17 protein-coding genes and 1 riboswitch are annotated in these 18,647 nt (G+C 66.0%); of the genes, 4 read left to right on the top strand and 13 right to left on the bottom strand.

Going from position 1 to position 18,647, the window contains the following annotated elements; all coding sequences use genetic code 11:
* Positions 1-352 precede the first annotated feature (352 nt).
* Positions 353-922: a hypothetical protein gene (locus tag FBY30_RS06500; RefSeq protein ID WP_142134972.1), complete on the top strand. Its 570-nt coding sequence runs from the start codon at positions 353-355 to the stop codon at positions 920-922.
* A gap of 12 nt (positions 923-934) precedes the next feature.
* Here the strand turns inward: FBY30_RS06500 and FBY30_RS06495 are convergent, their stop codons facing one another.
* The 6 genes from FBY30_RS06495 to rpsF all read right to left on the bottom strand — a co-directional run bounded on the left by FBY30_RS06495 (position 935) and on the right by rpsF (position 4,414).
* Complete coding sequence (locus FBY30_RS06495; RefSeq protein ID WP_142134970.1) at positions 935-1,561, bottom strand: CE1759 family FMN reductase; 627 nt, start codon at positions 1,559-1,561, stop codon at positions 935-937.
* 137 nt (positions 1,562-1,698) lie between these two features.
* Complete coding sequence (locus tag FBY30_RS06490) at positions 1,699-2,547, bottom strand: PhzF family phenazine biosynthesis protein (protein WP_142132091.1); 849 nt, start codon at positions 2,545-2,547, stop codon at positions 1,699-1,701.
* A 79-nt stretch (positions 2,548-2,626) separates the two neighbouring features.
* On the bottom strand, positions 2,627-3,079 hold the full coding sequence (rplI, locus tag FBY30_RS06485; RefSeq protein ID WP_018769834.1) for a 50S ribosomal protein L9: 453 nt from the start codon (positions 3,077-3,079) through the stop codon (positions 2,627-2,629).
* A 17-nt stretch (positions 3,080-3,096) separates the two neighbouring features.
* The gene (gene rpsR, locus FBY30_RS06480) at positions 3,097-3,336 is read right to left on the bottom strand and encodes a 30S ribosomal protein S18 (protein ID WP_003800144.1); all 240 of its coding nucleotides are present in this window, start codon (positions 3,334-3,336) and stop codon (positions 3,097-3,099) included.
* 126 nt (positions 3,337-3,462) lie between these two features.
* Positions 3,463-4,038 carry a single-stranded DNA-binding protein gene (locus FBY30_RS06475; protein ID WP_141158852.1) on the bottom strand — a complete coding sequence of 192 codons (576 nt, stop codon included), beginning with the start codon at positions 4,036-4,038 and terminating at the stop codon, positions 3,463-3,465.
* A 70-nt stretch (positions 4,039-4,108) separates the two neighbouring features.
* The gene (gene rpsF / locus FBY30_RS06470) at positions 4,109-4,414 is read right to left on the bottom strand and encodes a 30S ribosomal protein S6 (RefSeq protein WP_015939036.1); all 306 of its coding nucleotides are present in this window, start codon (positions 4,412-4,414) and stop codon (positions 4,109-4,111) included.
* A 380-nt stretch (positions 4,415-4,794) separates the two neighbouring features.
* A riboswitch (cyclic di-AMP (ydaO/yuaA leader) is annotated at positions 4,795-4,941 on the top strand.
* Between the two features lie 217 nt (positions 4,942-5,158).
* Between rpsF and FBY30_RS06465 the strand changes: the two genes are divergently transcribed.
* From FBY30_RS06465 to FBY30_RS06455, 3 genes are all read left to right on the top strand, one after another.
* Positions 5,159-6,061, top strand: a complete 903-nt coding sequence (locus tag FBY30_RS06465; RefSeq protein ID WP_142132089.1) for a glycoside hydrolase family 16 protein — start codon at positions 5,159-5,161, stop codon at positions 6,059-6,061.
* Positions 6,062-6,193: 132 nt separating this feature from the next.
* On the top strand, positions 6,194-7,408 hold the full coding sequence (locus FBY30_RS06460; protein ID WP_142132087.1) for a glycosyltransferase: 1,215 nt from the start codon (positions 6,194-6,196) through the stop codon (positions 7,406-7,408).
* On the top strand, positions 7,405-8,865 hold the full coding sequence (locus tag FBY30_RS06455; protein ID WP_160141451.1) for an oligosaccharide flippase family protein: 1,461 nt from the start codon (positions 7,405-7,407) through the stop codon (positions 8,863-8,865). The genes FBY30_RS06460 and FBY30_RS06455 overlap by 4 nt, the downstream gene beginning before the upstream one ends.
* A gap of 65 nt (positions 8,866-8,930) precedes the next feature.
* On the opposite strand, the gene FBY30_RS06450 is transcribed toward FBY30_RS06455, so the two are convergent.
* The 7 genes from FBY30_RS06450 to FBY30_RS06420 form a co-directional block, all read right to left on the bottom strand.
* Positions 8,931-9,941 carry an aminoglycoside phosphotransferase family protein gene (locus FBY30_RS06450; RefSeq protein ID WP_142132083.1) on the bottom strand — a complete coding sequence of 337 codons (1,011 nt, stop codon included), beginning with the start codon at positions 9,939-9,941 and terminating at the stop codon, positions 8,931-8,933.
* A complete protein-coding gene (locus FBY30_RS06445) occupies positions 9,938-11,911 on the bottom strand; it encodes a hypothetical protein (protein ID WP_142132080.1) in 1,974 nt (657 codons plus the stop codon). The genes FBY30_RS06450 and FBY30_RS06445 overlap by 4 nt, the downstream gene beginning before the upstream one ends.
* Before the next feature lie 50 nt (positions 11,912-11,961).
* On the bottom strand, positions 11,962-12,765 hold the full coding sequence (locus tag FBY30_RS06440; RefSeq protein ID WP_142132078.1) for a glycoside hydrolase family 16 protein: 804 nt from the start codon (positions 12,763-12,765) through the stop codon (positions 11,962-11,964).
* Positions 12,766-12,772: 7 nt separating this feature from the next.
* On the bottom strand, positions 12,773-14,986 hold the full coding sequence (locus FBY30_RS06435) for a hypothetical protein (protein ID WP_142132076.1): 2,214 nt from the start codon (positions 14,984-14,986) through the stop codon (positions 12,773-12,775).
* A gap of 89 nt (positions 14,987-15,075) precedes the next feature.
* Entirely contained in the window at positions 15,076-16,374 is a 1,299-nt protein-coding gene (locus FBY30_RS06430; protein ID WP_142132074.1) for a glycosyltransferase family 2 protein, read from the bottom strand.
* Positions 16,371-17,375, bottom strand: a complete 1,005-nt coding sequence (locus tag FBY30_RS06425; RefSeq protein WP_142132072.1) for a glycosyltransferase family 2 protein — start codon at positions 17,373-17,375, stop codon at positions 16,371-16,373. The genes FBY30_RS06430 and FBY30_RS06425 overlap by 4 nt, the downstream gene beginning before the upstream one ends.
* A complete protein-coding gene (locus FBY30_RS06420; RefSeq protein WP_235009543.1) occupies positions 17,368-18,267 on the bottom strand; it encodes a glycosyltransferase family 2 protein in 900 nt (299 codons plus the stop codon). Before FBY30_RS06420 ends, FBY30_RS06425 begins: the two co-directional genes overlap by 8 nt.
* Positions 18,268-18,647: the final 380 nt, after the last annotated feature.

Raw genomic sequence — 18,647 nt, 5'->3', positions numbered from 1 at the left:
TGACTTGCGCAAACGCGAACTTTGGCATGTGGAGTAAATATTTCTTCGAGGGAATTTCATCCACAGGCCCCTTTGGAGCCGGCGCCGGGAAGCAGGCTGGAAGTATGCCCGCGCGGGTTGAAGGTCCATGCCGTGGCCCTGGTCATATTCCACACTGGGCGTTTGACCGGACAGCAGCCGGGGCTGTATGCCCGGTGGTGAATAGTGCTGTGGATAACCATGATCTGGATTAAGATTTTGGTAGCCAGAACATGCAGCTGTACAACCGGCAGCAGGAAGATGGCTGGGCGGATGGCCAGCAAAGCAATCGCACCTGGCGAGGGCCAGGAAGTAAACAGAACGGCTCGTGAAGATGGAATCCCTTGTGGTCCCGGTCCTTATCCTGCTCGCGGTGGTTGCGGGGGTGACGGTGGCGTACCGCGCCGCCCGGAAGCGCAGGGCCGCACACGCCTCGGCGCCCGCCCAGCCCGCCGCGACATCGCTGGAGCTGGCCCGGTCGGCGGCGGACCGGTTGTCGGAAGACGAACACCGTCGGCTTTACGCGTTGATCGCGCAGGGCCAGGCCATGGCCGCCATCAAGCTGTACTACGAGATCACCGGAGAGGGGCTGCGGGCCTCACGGGACGCCGTGGGTGCCTTGGCGGCCCATCCACAGCCTTACCGGCGGCAGGAACCGGCACCGGCCGTTGAGGAGGACGACGACGACGAGCCGCAGCGGTTCCCCTACCGCTACCGGGCCATTGCCAGCAAGGGCGACGTCACGCGCGAGGTGAGCAGCAACATGCTCAACGATGAAATCTATGGCAGGATCCGTACCCTGGCCCGGAGCGGCGACACGGAGGCGGCAGCCAATGCGTTGACCCGGCACTCCGACATTTCACTCACCCAGGCACGGGAGTTCATCGCGCTGCTGGATGACTAGGGGGTGGACCGACTAGCGGGGCCCTGCGATACCCGCCAGCAGTTGTTCGAAGGGCAGGGATTCCAGCGGGGCGGGCTTCCGGCCCGGCTGTGGCCCCTCGAGCAACCGCGTGAATTCACCGGCCGCACGCTCGATCCGGTCCGCAAGTGATCCACCACCCTCTTCCGCGGTTCCCCAGTCCTGGGGCCCCGCAAAAACGCCGGTTGCAGCCATGCGGGTTCGAAGGTAGCTGAAAAGCGGCCGCAGTGCGTAGTCCAGGACCATCTGGTGCCGGTCCGTGCCGCCCGTGGCGCCCAGCAGGACTGCCTTGCCATCCAGCGACTTCGGATCCAGGACATCAATGAAGGACTTAAAGAGGCCACTGTAGGACGCGCTGAAAACCGGCGTCACGGCGATTATCCCGTCCGATGCCTCCACACCGGCGATAACTTCCGCCAAGCGCGGTGCGGCGTAGCCGGTCACGAAGTTGTTGGCGATGTCCACCGCCAGGTCACGGAGTTCGACGATGTCCACTGCCACGTCGAAGCCGCCTGCCTTGAGCTGACGCTGGGCGGCTGCCGCGAGCTGGTCCGCCAGCAGCCGGCTGGATGAGGGCACGCCGAGGCCGGCGGAAAGGACGGTGATGCGGCGGGTTTCCATGACATTCTCCTGGTGCTCGTTCAGTTTCATCATACATGCATATGCATCTATACCGATGAACTGCCGGCAGCTTCGAAGTATTCCCGGACAGGCCCACGGCCCCGAACCCTTCTGATCAGACCGGGACCGCGCCCTGCCTAGAGCAGCACGCTTCCCTTGATGCAGGTGGTGGAATCGCCGCCCACCCAGATCTCCCCGTCCCCGCCACTGATGTGGATGCGCCCCGCGCGGCCCAAGACCGTCCCCTGCGAGGCCAGGTACTGCTCCGGCGCACGTCCACTTCCAATCAGCCACTGTGCGGCTCCGGCGTTGAAACTGCCCGTGACCGGGTCCTCCACCATGGCGTCGCCCGGCAGGAACGTGCGGACCTCAAAGTCGGTACCGGCGCCCGTTGCATGGGGCCCAATGACTCCAACCTTCAGGTCGCCCATGGCTGCCTGGTCCGGTTCAAGGGACAGCACCTGGTCGGCAGACGCCAGGAGGACCCCGATCCATTCCGGGCCGTTGACCAGCCAGGCGGCGTCAAGGACATCACCCACAGGCAACCGCAGCGCTGCCGCCAGCTGCCGGCGGACCGGCGCGTCCACAGGGCCGAAGCGCGTCAGGGGTGGTGCCGCGAAAGCCAGCCTCCCGCCGTCGCGCCTTACCCTGACCAGCCCCGCCGCGCACTCCTGCACCACGTAGCCGTCCGCCTTTGGCACTCCATCGGCTTCCAGCCAGGTATGGGCCGAGCCCAGGGTGGGGTGGCCCGCGAACGGGAACTCCTCCGAGCCCGTGAAGATCCGGACTTTGTAATCCGCGCGGGGATCCTCGGGCGGCAGGAGGAAGGTGGTTTCCGAAAGATTGGTCCAGTTGGCGAAGTGCTGCATCGTCGCGGCGTCCAGGCCCTGGGCATCAAGGACGACGGCGAGTGGGTTGCCGCGGTAGGGCTGGCTGGCAAATACATCCACTTGGTGGAAAGGACGGCTGCGGGGTGTCGGGGTCACCGGAGCAGGCTACCACCGCCAAATGAAAGACCCCCGCCGCCGGAAACCGGCGACGGGGGTCGAGACGTGGTGCGGGAAATTACTTTCCTGCCACCACGTCGAGTTCGATCACAGCAGCAACGTCAGCGTGGAGGCGGACGTTGGCCTGGTAGGAACCAACCGACTTGATGTGGGCCGGCAGTTCAACCTTGCGCTTGTCGATCTTGCCAAGGCCAGCGGCCTCAACAGCGTCGGCGACGTCGCCCTGCTTGACGGTGCCGAACAGGCGGCCGGACTCGCCGGCCTTGACGACCAGCTTGACCGGCTTGGCGGACAGTGCAGCGGCCTGCTTCTGAGCATCTTCCAGGGAAGCGTGCTCGCGGGCGGCGCGGGCAGCCTTGATGGACTCAACCTGCTTCTCGCCACCCTTGGACCAGGTCAGGGCGAAGTTGCGGGGCAGCAGGTAGTTACGTGCGTAACCGTCCTTGACCTCCACAACATCGCCAGCAGCACCGAGACCGGTAACTTCGTGGGTCAGAATGAGCTTTGCCATGTTAGTTAATCCCTTCCTTAGCCGCGGCCAGCGCCGGAGTAAGGCAGCAGAGCAACTTCGCGGGCGTTCTTGATTGCCTGGGCGATCTTGCGCTGTTCCTGCACCGTAACGCCAGTGACGCGACGGGCGCGGATCTTGCCGCGGTCGGAGATGAACTTGCGCAGCAATGCTACGTCCTTGTAGTCGATGACAGTGATGTCAGCGGCCTTCAAGGGGTTGGACTTTGGTTTGGGCTTACGGAGTTCAGCCTTAGCCATCGTGGAGCTCCTATTCTAGGGAGCCCGTGGACATTGATCCACGGGATGGTGGTGGTCCGGCAGCGATAGCTGCTTTGAGTGCGTTGCACACCTTGGCAGTTCCGGCGCCGGGCCGTTGTTTGGGTTTTAGAAGGGAGGTTCGGAATCGGGGCCGTTGCCCCAGCCGCCTGCGTTGGATACACCGGGCGTGGCCCAGGGATCATCCTGTGCAGCCTGCTGGTTGCCGCCGCCCCAGCCTCCGCCGGAGTTGCCGCCCTGGTTTCCACCAGAGTTGCCGCCTCCGAAGCCACCGCCGCTGTTGCCGCCGCCGAAGCCGCCGCCACCCTGTCCGCCGGAGCGCTGGGTGCGGTTGACCTTGGCGTTGGCGTAGCGCAGGCTGGGGCCGATTTCGTCGACCTCAAGCTCGATGACGGTGCGCTTTTCGCCTTCTTTTGTTTCGTAGGAGCGGCTCTTCAGGCGGCCGGTCACGATGACGCGCATTCCCTTGGTCAGGGATTCGGCGACGTTCTCGGCTGCTTCACGCCAGACAGCGGCGCGGAGGAACAGGGTTTCCCCGTCCTTCCACTCGTTGGACTGGCGATCAAAGGTGCGGGGGGTGGAAGCGATGGTGAAGTTCGCTACTGCCGAACCGGACGGTGTGAACCGCAATTCCGGGTCATTGGTGAGGTTACCGATGACCGTAATGGTGGTCTCGCCTGCCATCTACTGCCTCCTTGTTCGATCCTGGGTGAAGAGTGCGTTTCCTGCGGGGTAAAGAATGAAGACGGCTGAATTACTCAGCAACAACCTTCTGCTCTTCGGGGCGGGTGATCTTGGTGCGCATGATGGTCTCGTTAAGAGACAGCTGGCGGTCAAGTTCCTTGGCGGTCTCCGGCTTGGCGGTGAAGTTCACCACGGCGTAGATACCTTCGGACTTCTTCTTGATGTCGTAAGCCAGACGGCGACGGCCCCAGATGTCAACCTTTTCGATGGTTCCACCATCGTTGGTGATGACGTTCAGGAACTTCTGAAGCGACGGCTCAACGGTACGCTCTTCGACCTCGGGGTCGATGATTACCATCAATTCGTAAGGACGCATATGTGAACCCACCTCCTTTGGGCTAAGCGGTTACGGCATTTCCGTAACAGGAGGTTCATTTGCGATTCCGTGCAATGCCTTGCCGCCGGAACGGAGGCAGGACGCAGCACAGACTTCACTATCTTAGTGCATTTGGACCCGATAGGCGATCTGTGCCTGACTCAAAGGCTAGCCGCGTGGTTCCGGGGACAGTCAGCCCCAGTGCTGCTATGTGGAAAACCGGGCCAGAGGCCGGGCTGCCTCCAGCTCGGAGGACTTCCCGCATGCCTCCCGCGTGAGCCCCGTTACCTAATTGTGATTTTAGCGCCGGGTTCGTGTACGGTCGAGCGGGGGCCGCCCCCAGCCGGCCCCAATCCCGGATGACGCCCAACTCTGCCGCTTCCGGTGATCCACCAAGTACCAGGCAGAGGCGGGGAACCCAAGTCTCACGGGCCTGGCTTGCGCCTGCCCTGGGGTGAAGCCGCGCACGCGGCCGGATGCCTCATCCGAACCCGACAGCTAACTCCGCAGGCGTTGAGAGGTAACTTCCCCATGCCCGCACACCGCAAACACAGCGCCGACCCAGCGCCCCGTTATCAAAACGAGACAGCTTCCAGCTCTCCCCTCCTTCCTTCCACCGAAGCGAAACAAGGCGCCGCGCGGCGGCCGTGGCCCCTCGCTGCCGGCCTCGCCGCAGCGCTTCTCGGGGCGGCTTCCCTGGGCCTCGGTTTGGCACACAGTACCCATCCCACAGATGTAGCCCGGGTGGCGAGCGCCTCCGACACCGGCAGTGGTGTCCCCGTAAACGATGCCCCTACACAGGAGCCTTCAGCTGCTCCTGCCCCCGCAACGCCGGCTCCGGCGCCCTCCCCGGCCACCGCTCCCGCGCCGGTCCCGGCGCTTCCCCAGCCCGCTGCCGCCGCAGAGCCACCGGCACCCGCCGCCCCTGCCACCCCCGAAGCCCCCATCGCCGTGGCGCCCGCCGCAGCCCAGCTCGCCAACAGTGGCGCCCCGGTGCCTACCGGAGTGCCCGGGAACTGGAGCCTGGCGTTTGCCGACGACTTCAACGGCGGCGGACTGGACACGGCCGCGTGGTCCGGCTGCTGGTTCTCCCCCGGCTGCGGAACCATGAATAAGGTCACCACCAGCCCCGCGAACGTCTCGGTGGCCAACGGAAACCTTGCCCTGGGCCTGGCATCCTCCACCTCCGGGGCGTTGGTGTCGACCAACCCGAAGGGCGGGGCAGGCACGGGCTTCCAATTCACCACCGGCTACGTGGAGGCCCGCATCAAGTTCCCCGGCAACGCCAACGGCCTCTACAACTGGCCCGCGTTCTGGACCACGGGGCAGTCCTGGCCGGCCACCGGCGAGAACGACATCGCCGAGGTGCTCCAGGCCAAGATGACCGTTAATTACCATTCCACTTCCGGCTCCCAAAACCAGGGCGGCGTGGGCGGGAACTGGGCCAACGAGTACCACACGTTCGGCCTGCACCGGATGGCCAACTCCTCGGATGTGTACTTCGACGGGATCAAGGTCAAGTCCTACCCCACGAACGACGGAAACGCTCCGCAGTACATCGTGCTGAACGTCGGCGCCTCGTCCACGAACCCGGCCTACGGCCAGCAGTCGCAGATGCTGGTGGACTACGTGCGGGCCTGGCAGTAGCAAGCCACGCACCTGGTGGTGAAGGGCGACGGCGGGACCTCCCGCCGTCGTCCTTCTGCTTTTCCTGTGGTTTCCCTCAAGGTTGCCCAAAGCAACCCTTCCACGCGGGGTGTGATCCATTACACTCTTGCAATGAAGCTCCTGTACGTGACCGAAAGCGTGCCCAACCGGGACCCGGAACTGGGCGATGGAAGCTCCATGATTCCGTACGAGGTGATCCTGCACCTTCCTGCGGATGTTGCCGTCACGCTGCTGACGTTCTCCGGCCCCGTCCCGGTTCCGGCAGACATCAGGAACCGGTGTGAAGCAGTGTACGAACTGGCACCCCGGGAAGAACTTTCAGCCTTTGTGCGGTCCCTGGGCGGCCTCACCGGCTTGGGAAAACAACGGCGTGCCACACCGTCCGCCCGAGCTGCAGCAGCACGCCTGTCCGCCGGCCAGGACGCCACACTTATCCACGGACCGCACGCCCTCTTCCTGTCCCATCACGTCACCGGGCCCCTGGTGCTGCAGACGGTGGACCCCTGGTCCATCCGGGCCGGGATGGACACAGCGATCGCCCGGACCTTCCGGGCCGCCTACCGGTTGCGTGAAGATCTGGCGGCGCGTGCTGAGCGGCAGTTGCCGCCAAGAGCCCGCCTGCTGACCGTCGGGGCGCAGGATGCTGCCGCGTGGTCCGCCAGGCTGGGCAGGCCGGTCAGGAGCATCGCCAACGGAACGGAAGTGGCCACCGGACCCCGGCGGAGGCCGGACGTACCCGTGGTTTGCTTCGCGGGCAGCCTCAACTACGCCCCCAATGTGGACAGCGCCACCGTATTGGTTGAAAAGATCGCGCCCCAGGTGTGGCAGGAGGTCCCGGACGCCCGCTTCGTCATCGCGGGGCGGCGGCCGACACCGGCTGTGCAGGCACTGGCCGGCCCTCAGGTGGATGTCCTGGCCAACGTGCCCTCCATCCTGGACGTTTTCCACGGGGCCGATGTGGCAGTCTTCCCGGACGAACACGGCGTGGGCATCCGAAACTCCGTGCTGGAGGCCCTGGCAGCCGGGCTGCCCGTGGTGGCAACGCCGGTGGCTGCCAGGGAACTGCCTGCGCATCCCCTGCTCGCCGTTGAAGGCAGCACGGAGGCACTTGTCCGCAGGGTGGTGGAGCAACTTGCCCTTCCCCGGGCAGCGCACGGGCCGCAGCAAGGGCCGCCGGAAGGATCGGGGCAGGGCGCGCCGCAAGGCGGAAACGCCGCCCCGGTCCGGACCTGGGACGCGGTCGCGGAGGAATACCTCGCCGAGGTCCGTGCGGCTGCCGCGTCTTCCCCTGCCGGGGAGCTCTCCCAACCGAACAGGCAACCGTGACATACGCGCCGGGGGAATTGGAACGCAAGGGCGTCCGCGGAGCCCTATGGCAGGGCCTGGCCTTTGCCTCCGGCAGGGTGATCGTACTGGTCACCACGGTGGTGCTCGCGCGGCTCCTGTCGCCTGAGGAATACGGCCTCGTTGCCCTGGCACTGGTGCTGATGGCGTATGCCGAAACCATCGCCGACGCCGGAGTGGGCCAGGCCCTGGTCTACCTCCCCAGGACGCCTGTCATAGCGCGCTCGGCACTGCTGCTTTCCGTGGGCCTGGGTGTGGTGCTGGCTCTGGCGGCGGTGCTTGCCGCAGATGCCGTGGAGGACCTGGTCGGGCTCGACGGGGTGGCTCCGCTGGTGCAGGTCCTGGGTATCTCAGTACTGGCCACCGCATGCGGCGCCGTCCCGGAAGCCATCATGCGCCGGGACCTGAAGTTCCGGCAGCTGACGGCGGCGCCGGTGCTGCGCGCCGCAACCATGGGCACGGTGACCCTCTACCTGGCCTTCACCGGTCACGGCGCCTGGTCTCTCGCCGTCGGAACAGCCGCCGGGTCCGTGGCCTACGCCGCCACCTGCTGGTTCCTGGTCCGCCACGAGGCGCCCTGGCAGCTCTGGCGGGTGAGCCGCAGCGCCATTGGCGAGAACGTCCGCTTTGGTGCCCCCGTCGCCGGCAGCACCATGCTGGCCAGGGCGATTTTCGACGTCGACTACCTGGTTATCGGCGTTATCCTGGGCGCCCACGCACTGGGCCTCTACACGCTGGCCTTCCGGCTGCCCGAGGCCTTGATCCTGAACGTCTTCTTCGTGCTCTCCACCGTCCTGTTCCCCCTGTACACGCAGGTCCGCGGCGACCGGCAGCGGCTGCGGGACGGGTACCTGAAGAGTGTCACGGTGCAGGCGCTGTACGGCATTACGGCCGGCGTGGGACTGGCCGTGGTGGCCCCTGTCCTGGTGCCGGTCCTGTTTGGCCAGCAGTGGGAGGAATCGGTCACGCCGCTGGTATACCTTGCCCTGTATGCGGCGGCCCGGTCCCTGGGTGCCGGGGCCAACGACGTCTACAAGGCCCTGGGCAGGCCCGGGCTCTCCATCTGGATTTCCGTGGTCCGCCTGGTGGTCCTCCTCCCCGCACTGATCTTTGCCACCCGCTGGGGCATAGTGGGTGTCGCCTGTGCCCAGATGGTGGTGGCCGTGGTCTTCGCGTTCGGTATGCAGGCGGTGGCGGCCAAAGTGATGGGGACCAGGATGCGCAGGATGCTCCGCGCCGCGCTGCCCGGCCTGGTGTGCGGCGCCGCGGTGGCGCTGGTGGGCCTGCTGAACCTCGCGCGGCATGCGCTGGGACCAGTCCCCACGCTGGCGGTCATGGTGGTTGCCGGCGTGGCACTGGTGTACGCCGTGCTCCGGTTCGGCTACCGGGAGCTGCACGACGAGATCCTGGGGCTGTTCAGGCGCAACCACGAAGGTTGAGGGGGAGGCGGAAAGCCGGACCTCCCAGGGGTTGTCTTGCCCTGGACCGGGGAAAGTTGCTGCCCCTAGGCCGCTTCCACCACATGGCGCCACAACCAGAAGTCCCTGTCAGCCTGGAGGGTAGCCCGGACTTTCCCGTTCCCCTGTACGGGATCCGCCTCCGCTTCCTGGGCCAGGCGGTCGGCGAGCGTGGCGGTGGACCGTGCCCAGGTGGCGATGACCAGCAGGGGAAGGAGCGACTGGTCCACTCCCCTCATGCCAAGGTGGCGGGACAGCGGGTCGAGCGCCCAGCCGCCCTGGCCGAACGCCTTGTCGAAGGCCGCCAGCTGGGCCTCCCTGGCGAACGCCTGTTCGCTGGACTCGCTCAGGTACTGGAGGTAGAACACCAGGTCATGCCCGGGCACGCCGTCAGTGAGGGACCGTTCCCAGTCCATGACCTGCAGGGCGCCGCCGGGCTTGATGAGCAGGTTGGGGTGGCTCAGGTCGCCGTGTTCGATGACGGCGGGCAGCTCCGCCTGGCGCAGGGGTGCCAGGAGTTGGTGGGTCCGCTCCACCAGTTGGCCGGTGGGGGCATCCCCCGCCAGGCCTTCAAGTGCCGCCAGGGGCTCGGCGACGGCGCGCTGGTACCAGTCGGTGTTGTCCGCGGCAGCGTGCGTGCACGGAAGGGAAGCCACAAACTCCGCCCCCGTGGCGACGGCGGACGGCAGGTCCGCTGCCACCGTCCGCGGATCAAGGGGCATGCCGGTTAAGGCAGTTTCCACGAGGACCGCGAAGGGTCCCACGTCCCTGATGCCCACCAGGCGTGGAACCCCGCCGCCGGAGCTGTCGACGGCGGCCGAGAGTTGGCCCAGCATGTCAGCCTCACGGCGCACACCACTGTTGTCACCGGGCTGGCGGGGCACTTTCACCACCAATGCGGGTTCCCTTTCCCGGGAGGGAAACACCAGGGCCACCACGTGCCGGGAGGTGGCGAAGCGCGGGGTCAGCAGCAGCGTCTCCCAGTGCTTTCCCAGGCCGTACCGGTCAAGGGCGAACTCGTCGAAGTGGTCGCGCAGGAACTGGTCCACGAAACTCATGGCTGCTCATTCCTTTCCGGCCGCCGCCCCGTGACGGTGCCCTCGGGGACCAGGAGGTCGAAAACACGCAGCCCAAGGGCCATGCGCACCGCGGCTGCTTTCAGTGCCCCAAAGCGCACGTCCTTCCGCAGGGCCAGGGTGTCCTTGATGGTCACGCCGGACTCCACCGGAACCAGCCTTGCGGTGCGCTCACGGTTGGGGGCATTCCAGTACAGGGCAACGTCCTGGTAGCCGTGGCGCTCCAGCGTCCGTTTCCAGCCCCTCAGGGTGCGGGGACCGGAGCGCTGCAGCAGGGACCGGCTGGCCTCCACACAGATCCAGCCACCGGGTTCCAGCGCCAATCCTGCGCTTTCCATCTCGCCGGCGTCGGGCGAGGCCAGCAACACCACATCACAGGTCCTGCCGCCTGGCCCGGTTCCCGGCCCGGGCAGCCGGACCGCATCCGGGTCCAGCAACCGCAGCGCGGACTCTGCCTCAGGACCCACCTTCCCGGCGAAGCCGAGGGTGCGGGGCTGCAGGACGGGAAGCAGGAACCGCCAGTCCAGGAGCCGCCAGAGATGAAGGGACAGAGCTTCACTGGTGCCGGGCTCTGTGACGGGACCGGCCTGGGTTGGAGGCTCGACGGCGGAAGCCGGCTGGGGAGGGCGATGCCGGGTTTCCTTGCCGGCAGGAGGGGAGAACGAGTCCCAGATGATGCCGGTGGCCAGGCGCTGCACAGCCTCTGCCGGCTGCGCAGCATCCACCACCCTGCTGCCGCGGAGCCGCCCGGCCAGCATGAGGTAGTCGTTCCGCCACGATTCCAGGAGTTCGGGGCTGTGTTCACCCTTCCGCGCAAACATGACTGCGCCGGGCACATCCAGCACCAGGAGTACATCGGGGGCAGGGATCACAGCCATCGCCAGTGCGTTGCTCATGCTCGCCAGCGGGCCGCCCCCCGGGCCGGCAAGCAGGGCGTCGTACGCCACCCGGTCCATCAGCACCACCTTGCCCATGCGGCGGTAAAACCTCGCCAGGACGCCGCCACGCACCAGGCGGTAAACCTTCTTGGCCGTCCGCCCTCCCGGAACCCGGTTGAGCACCTTGTCCCAGGGCCCGGCCCCCCACAGGCCCATGTAAACGTATTTGGTAGGCAGCGGCACGTCCGCGTGCAACCCGTTCAAAAGGGTTGTCTTGCCCGCCCCGTCCGGAGCCATGACACCCAGCAAGGGGGTATGTCCCTGGACCCGGGCGCCGGACCGCCGCAGCGTCCGGTTGGCTCCGGCGATGAGCCTGGCGTGGGCGCCGCCGCTCCATGAAGCCATCATCCGGGCAGCGATGGCGGGCGCATCCCCGAACCGTTCGGCCAGGACCAGGTTCAGCATGTCCGTTGCCAGCCCGGCACCCACCCGCCGCCGGACCGACTCCGCGATCCTGCCGCCGTCGGCCGCCACCTTAGCAGCCGCGCGGGCTAGCTCCTGCCGCTCCTGCGGCACATGGCCCTTGTCCATGAACAGATGCAGCAGCAGGAGCCAGGCCTGGTCCGCAGCGTCCGGGAGCCAGTAGGAGCCGTGGCGGATCCGGCGGCGCAGGCACCGCGCAGCCCACGACGTGCGCCACTGCTGGTAGGGGCCGAATGCCAGCTCCGTCACCACGTCCAGCTTGATCCAGGCGTCCTCCTCCAACGAGTAGCAGAAGTAGAACCGATGGCTGCCATGGCCCCATGCCAGGACGCGGCAGAACCCCGCGTCGGCCATCAAGCCATCCAGGCGGGGCAGGATCTGCCGGTCCACCAGGATGTCCACATCCCCTGCGGGCAGGGCCAGATCGTCCTCGCCGCGGAGCAGCAGCCAGGGGAGCCCGTCCCCGTCAAGGACATTGAATACGGCCGCCACCCGGGGGTGGATTTGCCGGGTACCGGCTACCGGCGGCCCTGCCGGGCGGCCGATGTCCCCCAGCTCTTCGGGAACAGGAAGGTCACTGGTGATATCCATGGTGAAATCCCCCAAGGTGTTCTGGGCCGCGGTCACGGCAATTGCTTCGTTTACGGCGTGTAGGCATACTGCACCACCCAGTCCACCTGCACGTGCCCGGCCACATCGGTGGCTGGAAAGGTGCTTGTGGCGTCATCGGCGGTCTCCGCCTGGAGTGTCCAGCGCATCGGGGTACGCGGCACGCCCTTTGGTTTGGTGGTCTGGTCAACCAACTCGTCATCCAGGAACCACTGGACCAGTCCCGGGCTCCATTCGATCGTGGCAACATGCCACTGGCCGGGCCGGGACGACGAATACTTTTTATCTCCGGGATCAAACTGCATTCCGTTGGACGTGCGTGTCCCCTTGATGGCGGAGTTCCCGTAGAGGGGCCCGTCCAGGGCTCCTTCGGGCCAGTCGATTTCCCCCTCATTCCAGTTGTCACTGGCCGGCCACAGGAGGAAGGCGATCTTGTACCCGGGGGTGGAGTCATAGCGGAACCTCACCGAATACCGCCCGTACGTCTGGCCGGTGTACCCGAACGGAATCACACTGGCCACGCGGGGCCTGCTGTTCGAGTAATGGAGGTAGAAATCGAGGTAGCCATCGTGGACCGAAAGGACATCGTCCGGGGTGTACGTGCCGTAGCCCGAGGAATCGGAGAACCCCGAATACCCGCGCATGTCCGGCCCGTACACCTGCCCCACGGCGCCCAGCGGGGCCGGGACGTCGAAGTCCTGGACCATGGTCTGCCGCCAGGAAGGGAGATCCCCCCTGGGCGCGTCGGTGACGTTGGACGAGTCGCCATGGAGGGCCAGCAAGGCGGCCCCGACAATGGACAACGACGTTACGGTGACGAGCGAAACCTGGTACATCCGGCCGCTATTTTCCCCAGTCAGCACGGGTAACCTCGTAGATCCTCACCGACTTGTTCTCAAAGACCAGGTCGCTGCCCCTTGCCACATCCAAGTCGTGCTCAAGGGGTACCAGGACATCCTTGGGGAACTGCCGGAGGACGCCTGTGGAGGTCCGCTGCTGCAGGTCCGATACCACTACGAAGACCCGGTCGGAGGGCCGCATCTTCGCGGCTGCCCTGGTCTTGTCAACGTAGGCGAGCATGTCATCCCCGGTGAATGGCTGGCCCGTGTTGTGCAGCTTTGCGGCAACCGAAACCAGCTGGCCGCTGCGGAGGTAGAACGAATAGTGCGGGCCGACCAGGAGTGGCAGGTGGTAGTTCGTCTCCACCACCGCGTCGCCCTTTTGAACGTTCGAGTCCAGCCAGCGGCTTGCCGATACATCGGCCGCCGGCACCCGGACGTTGGCTTCGTTCTGGAAGTACACGGTGGTGAACATGATGGCCATGATGGAGACCGCGGACGCGGCACCCACCACTGCCTTCCGGCCCGGAAGCTTGCCGGACCAGAACAGCCAGGCGGCACCGATGGCAAGCCAGGGAAGGGCAAACATGAAGACCCGGAGCCTGCCCTCTCCGCCGTAGGACGTTCCGAACAGGCCGATGATCGGCGTCGCCGCAAACGTGCCCACGATCAGGGTGGTGCGGACGTTGCCGCGAAGGAAGTTGCGGATGAATCCCAGCCCCGCAAGCAGGGCGGTGAACAGGGACAACGCCAAAGCTTCCCGTGCCAGCCACCGCCCGGAGAGGAGGGACGGGCCCGGTGCCCCGCTGGCGGCTTTGTAGCCGGCGTTGGCAAAGATGTCGAAGCTGTTGAGCAGGCCGTACTTGTCCTTCACGAACTCGGCGTTCGGAAGAAGGTAGAGCAAGGCCATCATCAGCAGCGCCGGCGCCACCCAGGCCGGTTTGAAGTAGCGCACCAGGAAGAGGGGAAGCAGCCCCAGGATGGCAAGGTAGGGCGTCAACTGGTGGCTCATGACGATCATCGCCTGCAGGACCAGGACCGCCACGATTGCCAGCGCCTGCTGCCGGCCGGTGTAGGTTTTGACCTCTTCCGGTTCCGGCTTAGACCTGGAGAACCGGTTGGCGAGCCTGTCCTCAAGCCTTTGAACCCACCCGGCCGGCGTGCCACGAAGGAACGTAAGGATCACCAGGCACATGGTCAGGTGCAGGGTGTAGGCAAACGCCTGTGGGGAGTAGTAGTTCTGGTTCAGCCAGTTGGAGAGCGCGAAAACCAGCGCACTGGTCCAGTAAATCCGCGGGTTCTTTGTCAGGGTCCTGGCAATCGCAAGCACCAGGGCCACGTTCATGAGGGCAAATACCGGCTCGGCCCAGCCGGCGTAGGACAGGGCGTCCTTGTAGCCGCTGGATTCACCAAGGAAAGCGCTGAACAGGAAGAAGCCGGGCCAGCGGTTGTAGATGTCGATGTCCGGATCGAACTGGCCAGTGGTCTGGATCAGGTCCGTCACTGCTATGTGCTTGTAGGTCCAGGGCAGGCGGGGGACGTCGGTCAGCAGGCCGGCGGAAGAGTAGAGGATAACCACCAGTCCCGTGATTGAAGCTCCGGCGAGCCACCCGGAGTGCACGCCCGGCCGGGCAGCGCTCCAGATGCACAGAGCGACAACGAGGGCCAGCGAAATGTACCAGGTGGCCGGGAAGGCTGTCAGGAGGCCATAGTCCCCCAGGTGGTGGTTTGTGGACTCCAACGTGGCTGCCCACAGGACCATGGCTGCCAGGAGGACCAGCCCGGGCGCATAGGTGGCTAGCTGCGGACGGGGCAGCCGGGCAGGAGCCTGCCAGGCAGTGCGTGGCCCGGGGATCAGCAGGACGGCCACGGACACAAGCAGGATTCCGACGGCGGCGGGCCGGGGATTCCAGAGCTGGAGCCACCCCATCACTGCGGCAGTCAGGGCGAAAGCGGTTGCGCCGGCGACCACCGTGAAGACAAAGCGGGCAACGGGATCCACGTGGCGCAGCCACCGGACCAGCGCCCACCCGGGGACGGCAAGGCATACCAGGAGTTTGGCTCCGGCCATGGATTCGCCACCGGCATCGAACAGGATCAGGACCGCCGTCAATGCACCCAGCAGTGCCAGGGCGTACTCCGGGTAGCCTGGCCTGCGCGGGAGCGAAGTGCGGGAGTGCATCGGGCCGGACACGTCACCCCTGATAAGAAGCGCCATACTGTTTCAACTCCTGGATGTTGCTCTTGCCGCTGGCGGAGGGGGCCTCCGCGATCAGCACCTGTGGACTGTTGTCGTAGCTGCTTGCCTTAGCTGCCCGCGGCCCTGCGCGACTGCAGGTATTTGTAGGGTCCGAAGGCCACCGCCAGCAGCTGCAGCCAGACGAGCCTGGAGACCTGGGCCTCGAGGGAGCTGTGCACCGGGGGCCCCTGGAGGGCCGGCTGGGTGGGCTGTGGACGGCGGTTCAGGAACTCGAGCCCAACCCCCCAGCTCCTGGCAAGTGCCAGCCGTGCAGTGCGGGGGTCCATCATCACCTTGGTCATCCACGCCCCGAGGCCGTTGCCGTAGCCCCGGGCCTGCACGCGCAGGTCTTCCAGCCCGTCCCGGTGGCGGTGCCACACGATGGCGGCGGGCTGGACCACCAACGCGTGCCCCTCGAGGATGACACGGGTAAACATGTCGATGTCCTCGCCGCCGCCCGTGGGAGTGCCTACACCCAGGGCGGGATCAAAACCGCCAAGGCGCAGGGCGGCCTGGCGCCTCAGTGCGAAGTTGGCACCCGTCCCGAATGCACCTGGGCTGAAGGGGAATTTGGCCAGTGCAGCGGGCGGGTTTGCCAGCGAATAGACCTGCGGGACCAGGCTCCGTGACCAGCTGACCTTCGAGTCAAAGTAGCCCTGGGCCGGAGTGCGGAGCTCTCCGGCCGGGACCAGGCCCGTCACGCAGGCCACTCCGGGCACGGCCTCGAAGGCCGCGGCGAGTTCCCGCAGCCAGGACCTGTCCACCACAACGTCGTCATCGGTGAAAGCCACGAGGTCGCCCGTGGCGTGGCGAAGGCCGGTATTCCTGGCGTGGGAGAGGCCCGGGACGGGTTCCGTCACAAGCCGTACCCGTTGGTCCCGGAACTCCTGGCGCACCAGTTCCTCCGTGGCGCGGGTCGCCGGTGCGTTGTCCACCACCACCACGTCGAACCGCGGGTAGTCCAGGGCCAGGATTGTCATCAAGGCGCCGCGCAGCTGCTGGGTACGGTCCCGGGTGCACACCACCACGGTGATGTGCGGGACCGTCACAGCCGGCGGGAATGATGGGACCGGCGGCAGGGCCGCCAGGGCGTCCTCGAAGACAGCCCGATCCACGATTCCCGCCGGCGACGGCACATCGACAAATCCCCGCACAGCCCCCGACGCGCGCACCAGCAGCCGTGCCCGTTCGTATCCAGCATGGTTCTCCAGTTCAAAGCGCGAACAGTCCGCGAGGTCTTCCAGATCCACGGACCCGATCCACCTCGCCCCCGGCCAGGCCGGCGGCAACGGGGACTCCATGGCGGGCACCAGGATCAGTGCCTCGCCCTGGAGCTCCTCAAGCACTTGGCTGGCGCCTTCGCTCATTGCACTTCCCTCCACTGCCCACCGGTTACAACCAGGACCTGATCCTCTTCCTCCGGCCCGGTCCAATGCTGGAGCCGGCGCCCACGGAAGTACCCGGCAGCGGTGCAGGCCAGGACGGCGATAACGGCACCGGCACGGCCCAGCCCGTCGGGGCTGCCATCCCGTCCCCACGATGTGAGGCCGGTGAACACTGCGCGCGGGAGCACGCTGCGGACATAACGGCGTTCCGGGCCGAGTGCGCGTTTGTGGCCCACCAGCTGGCTGACCTGGGCTTTGGACAATCCCTCGGACCAGGACCTGGACATCATGTAGCGCCAGGTACCGCGGGATGCGGGAACGTGATGGTGCACCAGTGCCGCGGGTTCGTAGACAATGCGCGAGCCCGGGGAGCCCATTCGTGAGCGGATGCAGATCTCGGTTTCCTCGCACCCCAGCGGCATAGTGCCCTTGCGGCCCAGCGACTGGTTGAAGCCGCCCACCTGCCGCAGCACCTCAAGCCGGAAGGACATGTTGGCACCAATGACGTTGCGGACTTCCGAAGCCACGCGGGGCAGGCCGCGGTGGCTGCATCCAACAATCCAGTCCAGCTCCTCGGCGAAGTACCCGGGCCGCCCGGACTCCCACAGCGGGACCACCTTCCCGCCTACCCCCAGCACGTCCGGATCGTCGTACAGCGCAAGCAGGCGCTCGAGCCAATCCGGCGCCGCCTCGGCGTCGTCGTCAAGGAAGGCAACGATGTCCGAATCGGCGAGCCCGACGCCCGTATTGCGGGCCCCGGACAACCCCGGCAGGCCGGTGCTCTCAATTACCGTGACGTCGTCGACAATCTCGATGAGCCGCTCGTACAGGTCCTCGTTGTGGTCGATGACCACCAGGATCTGGTCCGGAGCAAGGGTTTGGTTGCGGACTGATTCGATGACGTCCAGCAGCATGCCCCAACGCTCTGAGGTGTAGGCGCAGATCACCACTGACACGGACAGGGGTTTGGCACGATCAAGCATGCTGGCCCACCGCCGCTGCAACAAGGGCTTCCTGCGGCTTCATGGCCGGAGCGAGGACGCTGTGCGGATCCACGGGAAGCCTGGGGAAGCGGACGTTGGAGTAGGTGTACTTCACGCGGCGGAGTGCTTCCGGGCGCGCTCCTGCCGTGGGTGCCTCCCAAAGCGTGCATTCCCGGGCAAGCGTGTGCAGGACGCGCCAGCCGTCGCGGAACGTCTGGAGGTTGGACGCCCCCGAGATCCGGTCCAGCTCGAGGCTGGGGACCTCGGCGATCCGCAGGCCCGCCCTGGCTGCCCGGACAATGAGTTCGGTTTCGATCTCAAAGCCGTCGGACTGCAGCTCCAGCACCTCCAGGCACTCCCGCCGAAAGGCGATGTACCCGTAGCAGAGGTCCGAGTAATTGCTGTGCAGCACAGCGTTCGCAAGTCCGGTCAGCGCCCTGTTGCCGGCCTTCCGCAGCCGCGTCAGGTCTTCCGACCCGCCGCCGGTGACGTGCCGGGAGCCCTTCACGAAATCAAAATCGTGCTGGAGTGGCGCAACGAACCACCCGATTTCCTGGGGGTCCATGCTCCCGTCCGCGTCCAGCATCACGATGATGTCCCCTGTCGCCGCTGCGAAGCCGGCACGGAGCGCTACACCTTTCCCTTTTCGGGTTTCGTTGACCACCACCACGTCAGGGCGCAGCGCCTTGGCCACTTCAACAGTTTTGTCCTGCGAGCGGCCGTCCACGATGATCACCTCATCCACATAAGCGGGCATCCGGCGGAGAACCCAGGGGAGGTTTTTTTCCTCATTCAGCGTGGGAATGACTACGCTGATCGAGGCCTGTGCAGATAAAAGTCCCGGCTCGGAAAACAGAGCTGGAAGTTGGGGCGAAATCGACAATTGCCTCACCACTTCATGACAGTTCGGATTCTTGACAATGCCGCCGGCCGTTGTGGCGGCGGCACCAACGCTTAATCCGGTCATGGTCTGGTCGCTGTCCCCCAGCAACCCATCGCCAATCCTCTGGCCGTTCCGGAAGACTATCCCCTACCTAATCCGGGTATCACGAGTAGTAGGTACTCGCTTTTCACCTGGGGTTTACCCCCTGTTAGGCAAGTAAAGGGGTGGCTTGCGGCGGAATTCGTTAGGTATAGGGGATCCGGGAGCCCCAAAAAGCGTTAGGTAGGGGATAGGGAAAAACCCCTTTTTAGGTAAGGCAACTGCATTGCCCCAGTAGGAATGCGGGCATACGCTTCTCGGTACTTGGGGGCGGAGAGCTCATTGTGACT

This window comes from Arthrobacter sp. SLBN-83 (assembly GCF_006715285.1).
Classification (GTDB): Bacteria; Actinomycetota; Actinomycetes; order Actinomycetales; family Micrococcaceae; genus Arthrobacter.
Note: the sequence above shows the minus strand (reverse complement) of the source record. Positions and strands in the feature narration are given on the sequence as shown.

What these genes read in the sequence shown, in the direction of transcription:
- FBY30_RS06425 (WP_142132072.1), bottom strand. Translation starts at nt 17,375, where the DNA reads ATGCTTGATCGTGCCAAACCCCTGTCCGTGTCAGTGGTGATCTGCGCC.
- FBY30_RS06450 (WP_142132083.1), bottom strand. Translation starts at nt 9,941, where the DNA reads ATGAGTTTCGTGGACCAGTTCCTGCGCGACCACTTCGACGAGTTCGCC.
- rplI (WP_018769834.1), bottom strand. Translation starts at nt 3,079, where the DNA reads ATGGCAAAGCTCATTCTGACCCACGAAGTTACCGGTCTCGGTGCTGCT.
- FBY30_RS06495 (WP_142134970.1), bottom strand. Translation starts at nt 1,561, where the DNA reads ATGGAAACCCGCCGCATCACCGTCCTTTCCGCCGGCCTCGGCGTGCCC.
- FBY30_RS06440 (WP_142132078.1), bottom strand. Translation starts at nt 12,765, where the DNA reads ATGTACCAGGTTTCGCTCGTCACCGTAACGTCGTTGTCCATTGTCGGG.
- rpsF (WP_015939036.1), bottom strand. Translation starts at nt 4,414, where the DNA reads ATGCGTCCTTACGAATTGATGGTAATCATCGACCCCGAGGTCGAAGAG.
- FBY30_RS06475 (WP_141158852.1), bottom strand. Translation starts at nt 4,038, where the DNA reads ATGGCAGGCGAGACCACCATTACGGTCATCGGTAACCTCACCAATGAC.
- FBY30_RS06435 (WP_142132076.1), bottom strand. Translation starts at nt 14,986, where the DNA reads ATGGCGCTTCTTATCAGGGGTGACGTGTCCGGCCCGATGCACTCCCGC.
- FBY30_RS06500 (WP_142134972.1), top strand. Translation starts at nt 353, where the DNA reads ATGGAATCCCTTGTGGTCCCGGTCCTTATCCTGCTCGCGGTGGTTGCG.
- FBY30_RS06430 (WP_142132074.1), bottom strand. Translation starts at nt 16,374, where the DNA reads ATGAGCGAAGGCGCCAGCCAAGTGCTTGAGGAGCTCCAGGGCGAGGCA.
- FBY30_RS06460 (WP_142132087.1), top strand. Translation starts at nt 6,194, where the DNA reads ATGAAGCTCCTGTACGTGACCGAAAGCGTGCCCAACCGGGACCCGGAA.
- FBY30_RS06445 (WP_142132080.1), bottom strand. Translation starts at nt 11,911, where the DNA reads ATGGATATCACCAGTGACCTTCCTGTTCCCGAAGAGCTGGGGGACATC.
- rpsR (WP_003800144.1), bottom strand. Translation starts at nt 3,336, where the DNA reads ATGGCTAAGGCTGAACTCCGTAAGCCCAAACCAAAGTCCAACCCCTTG.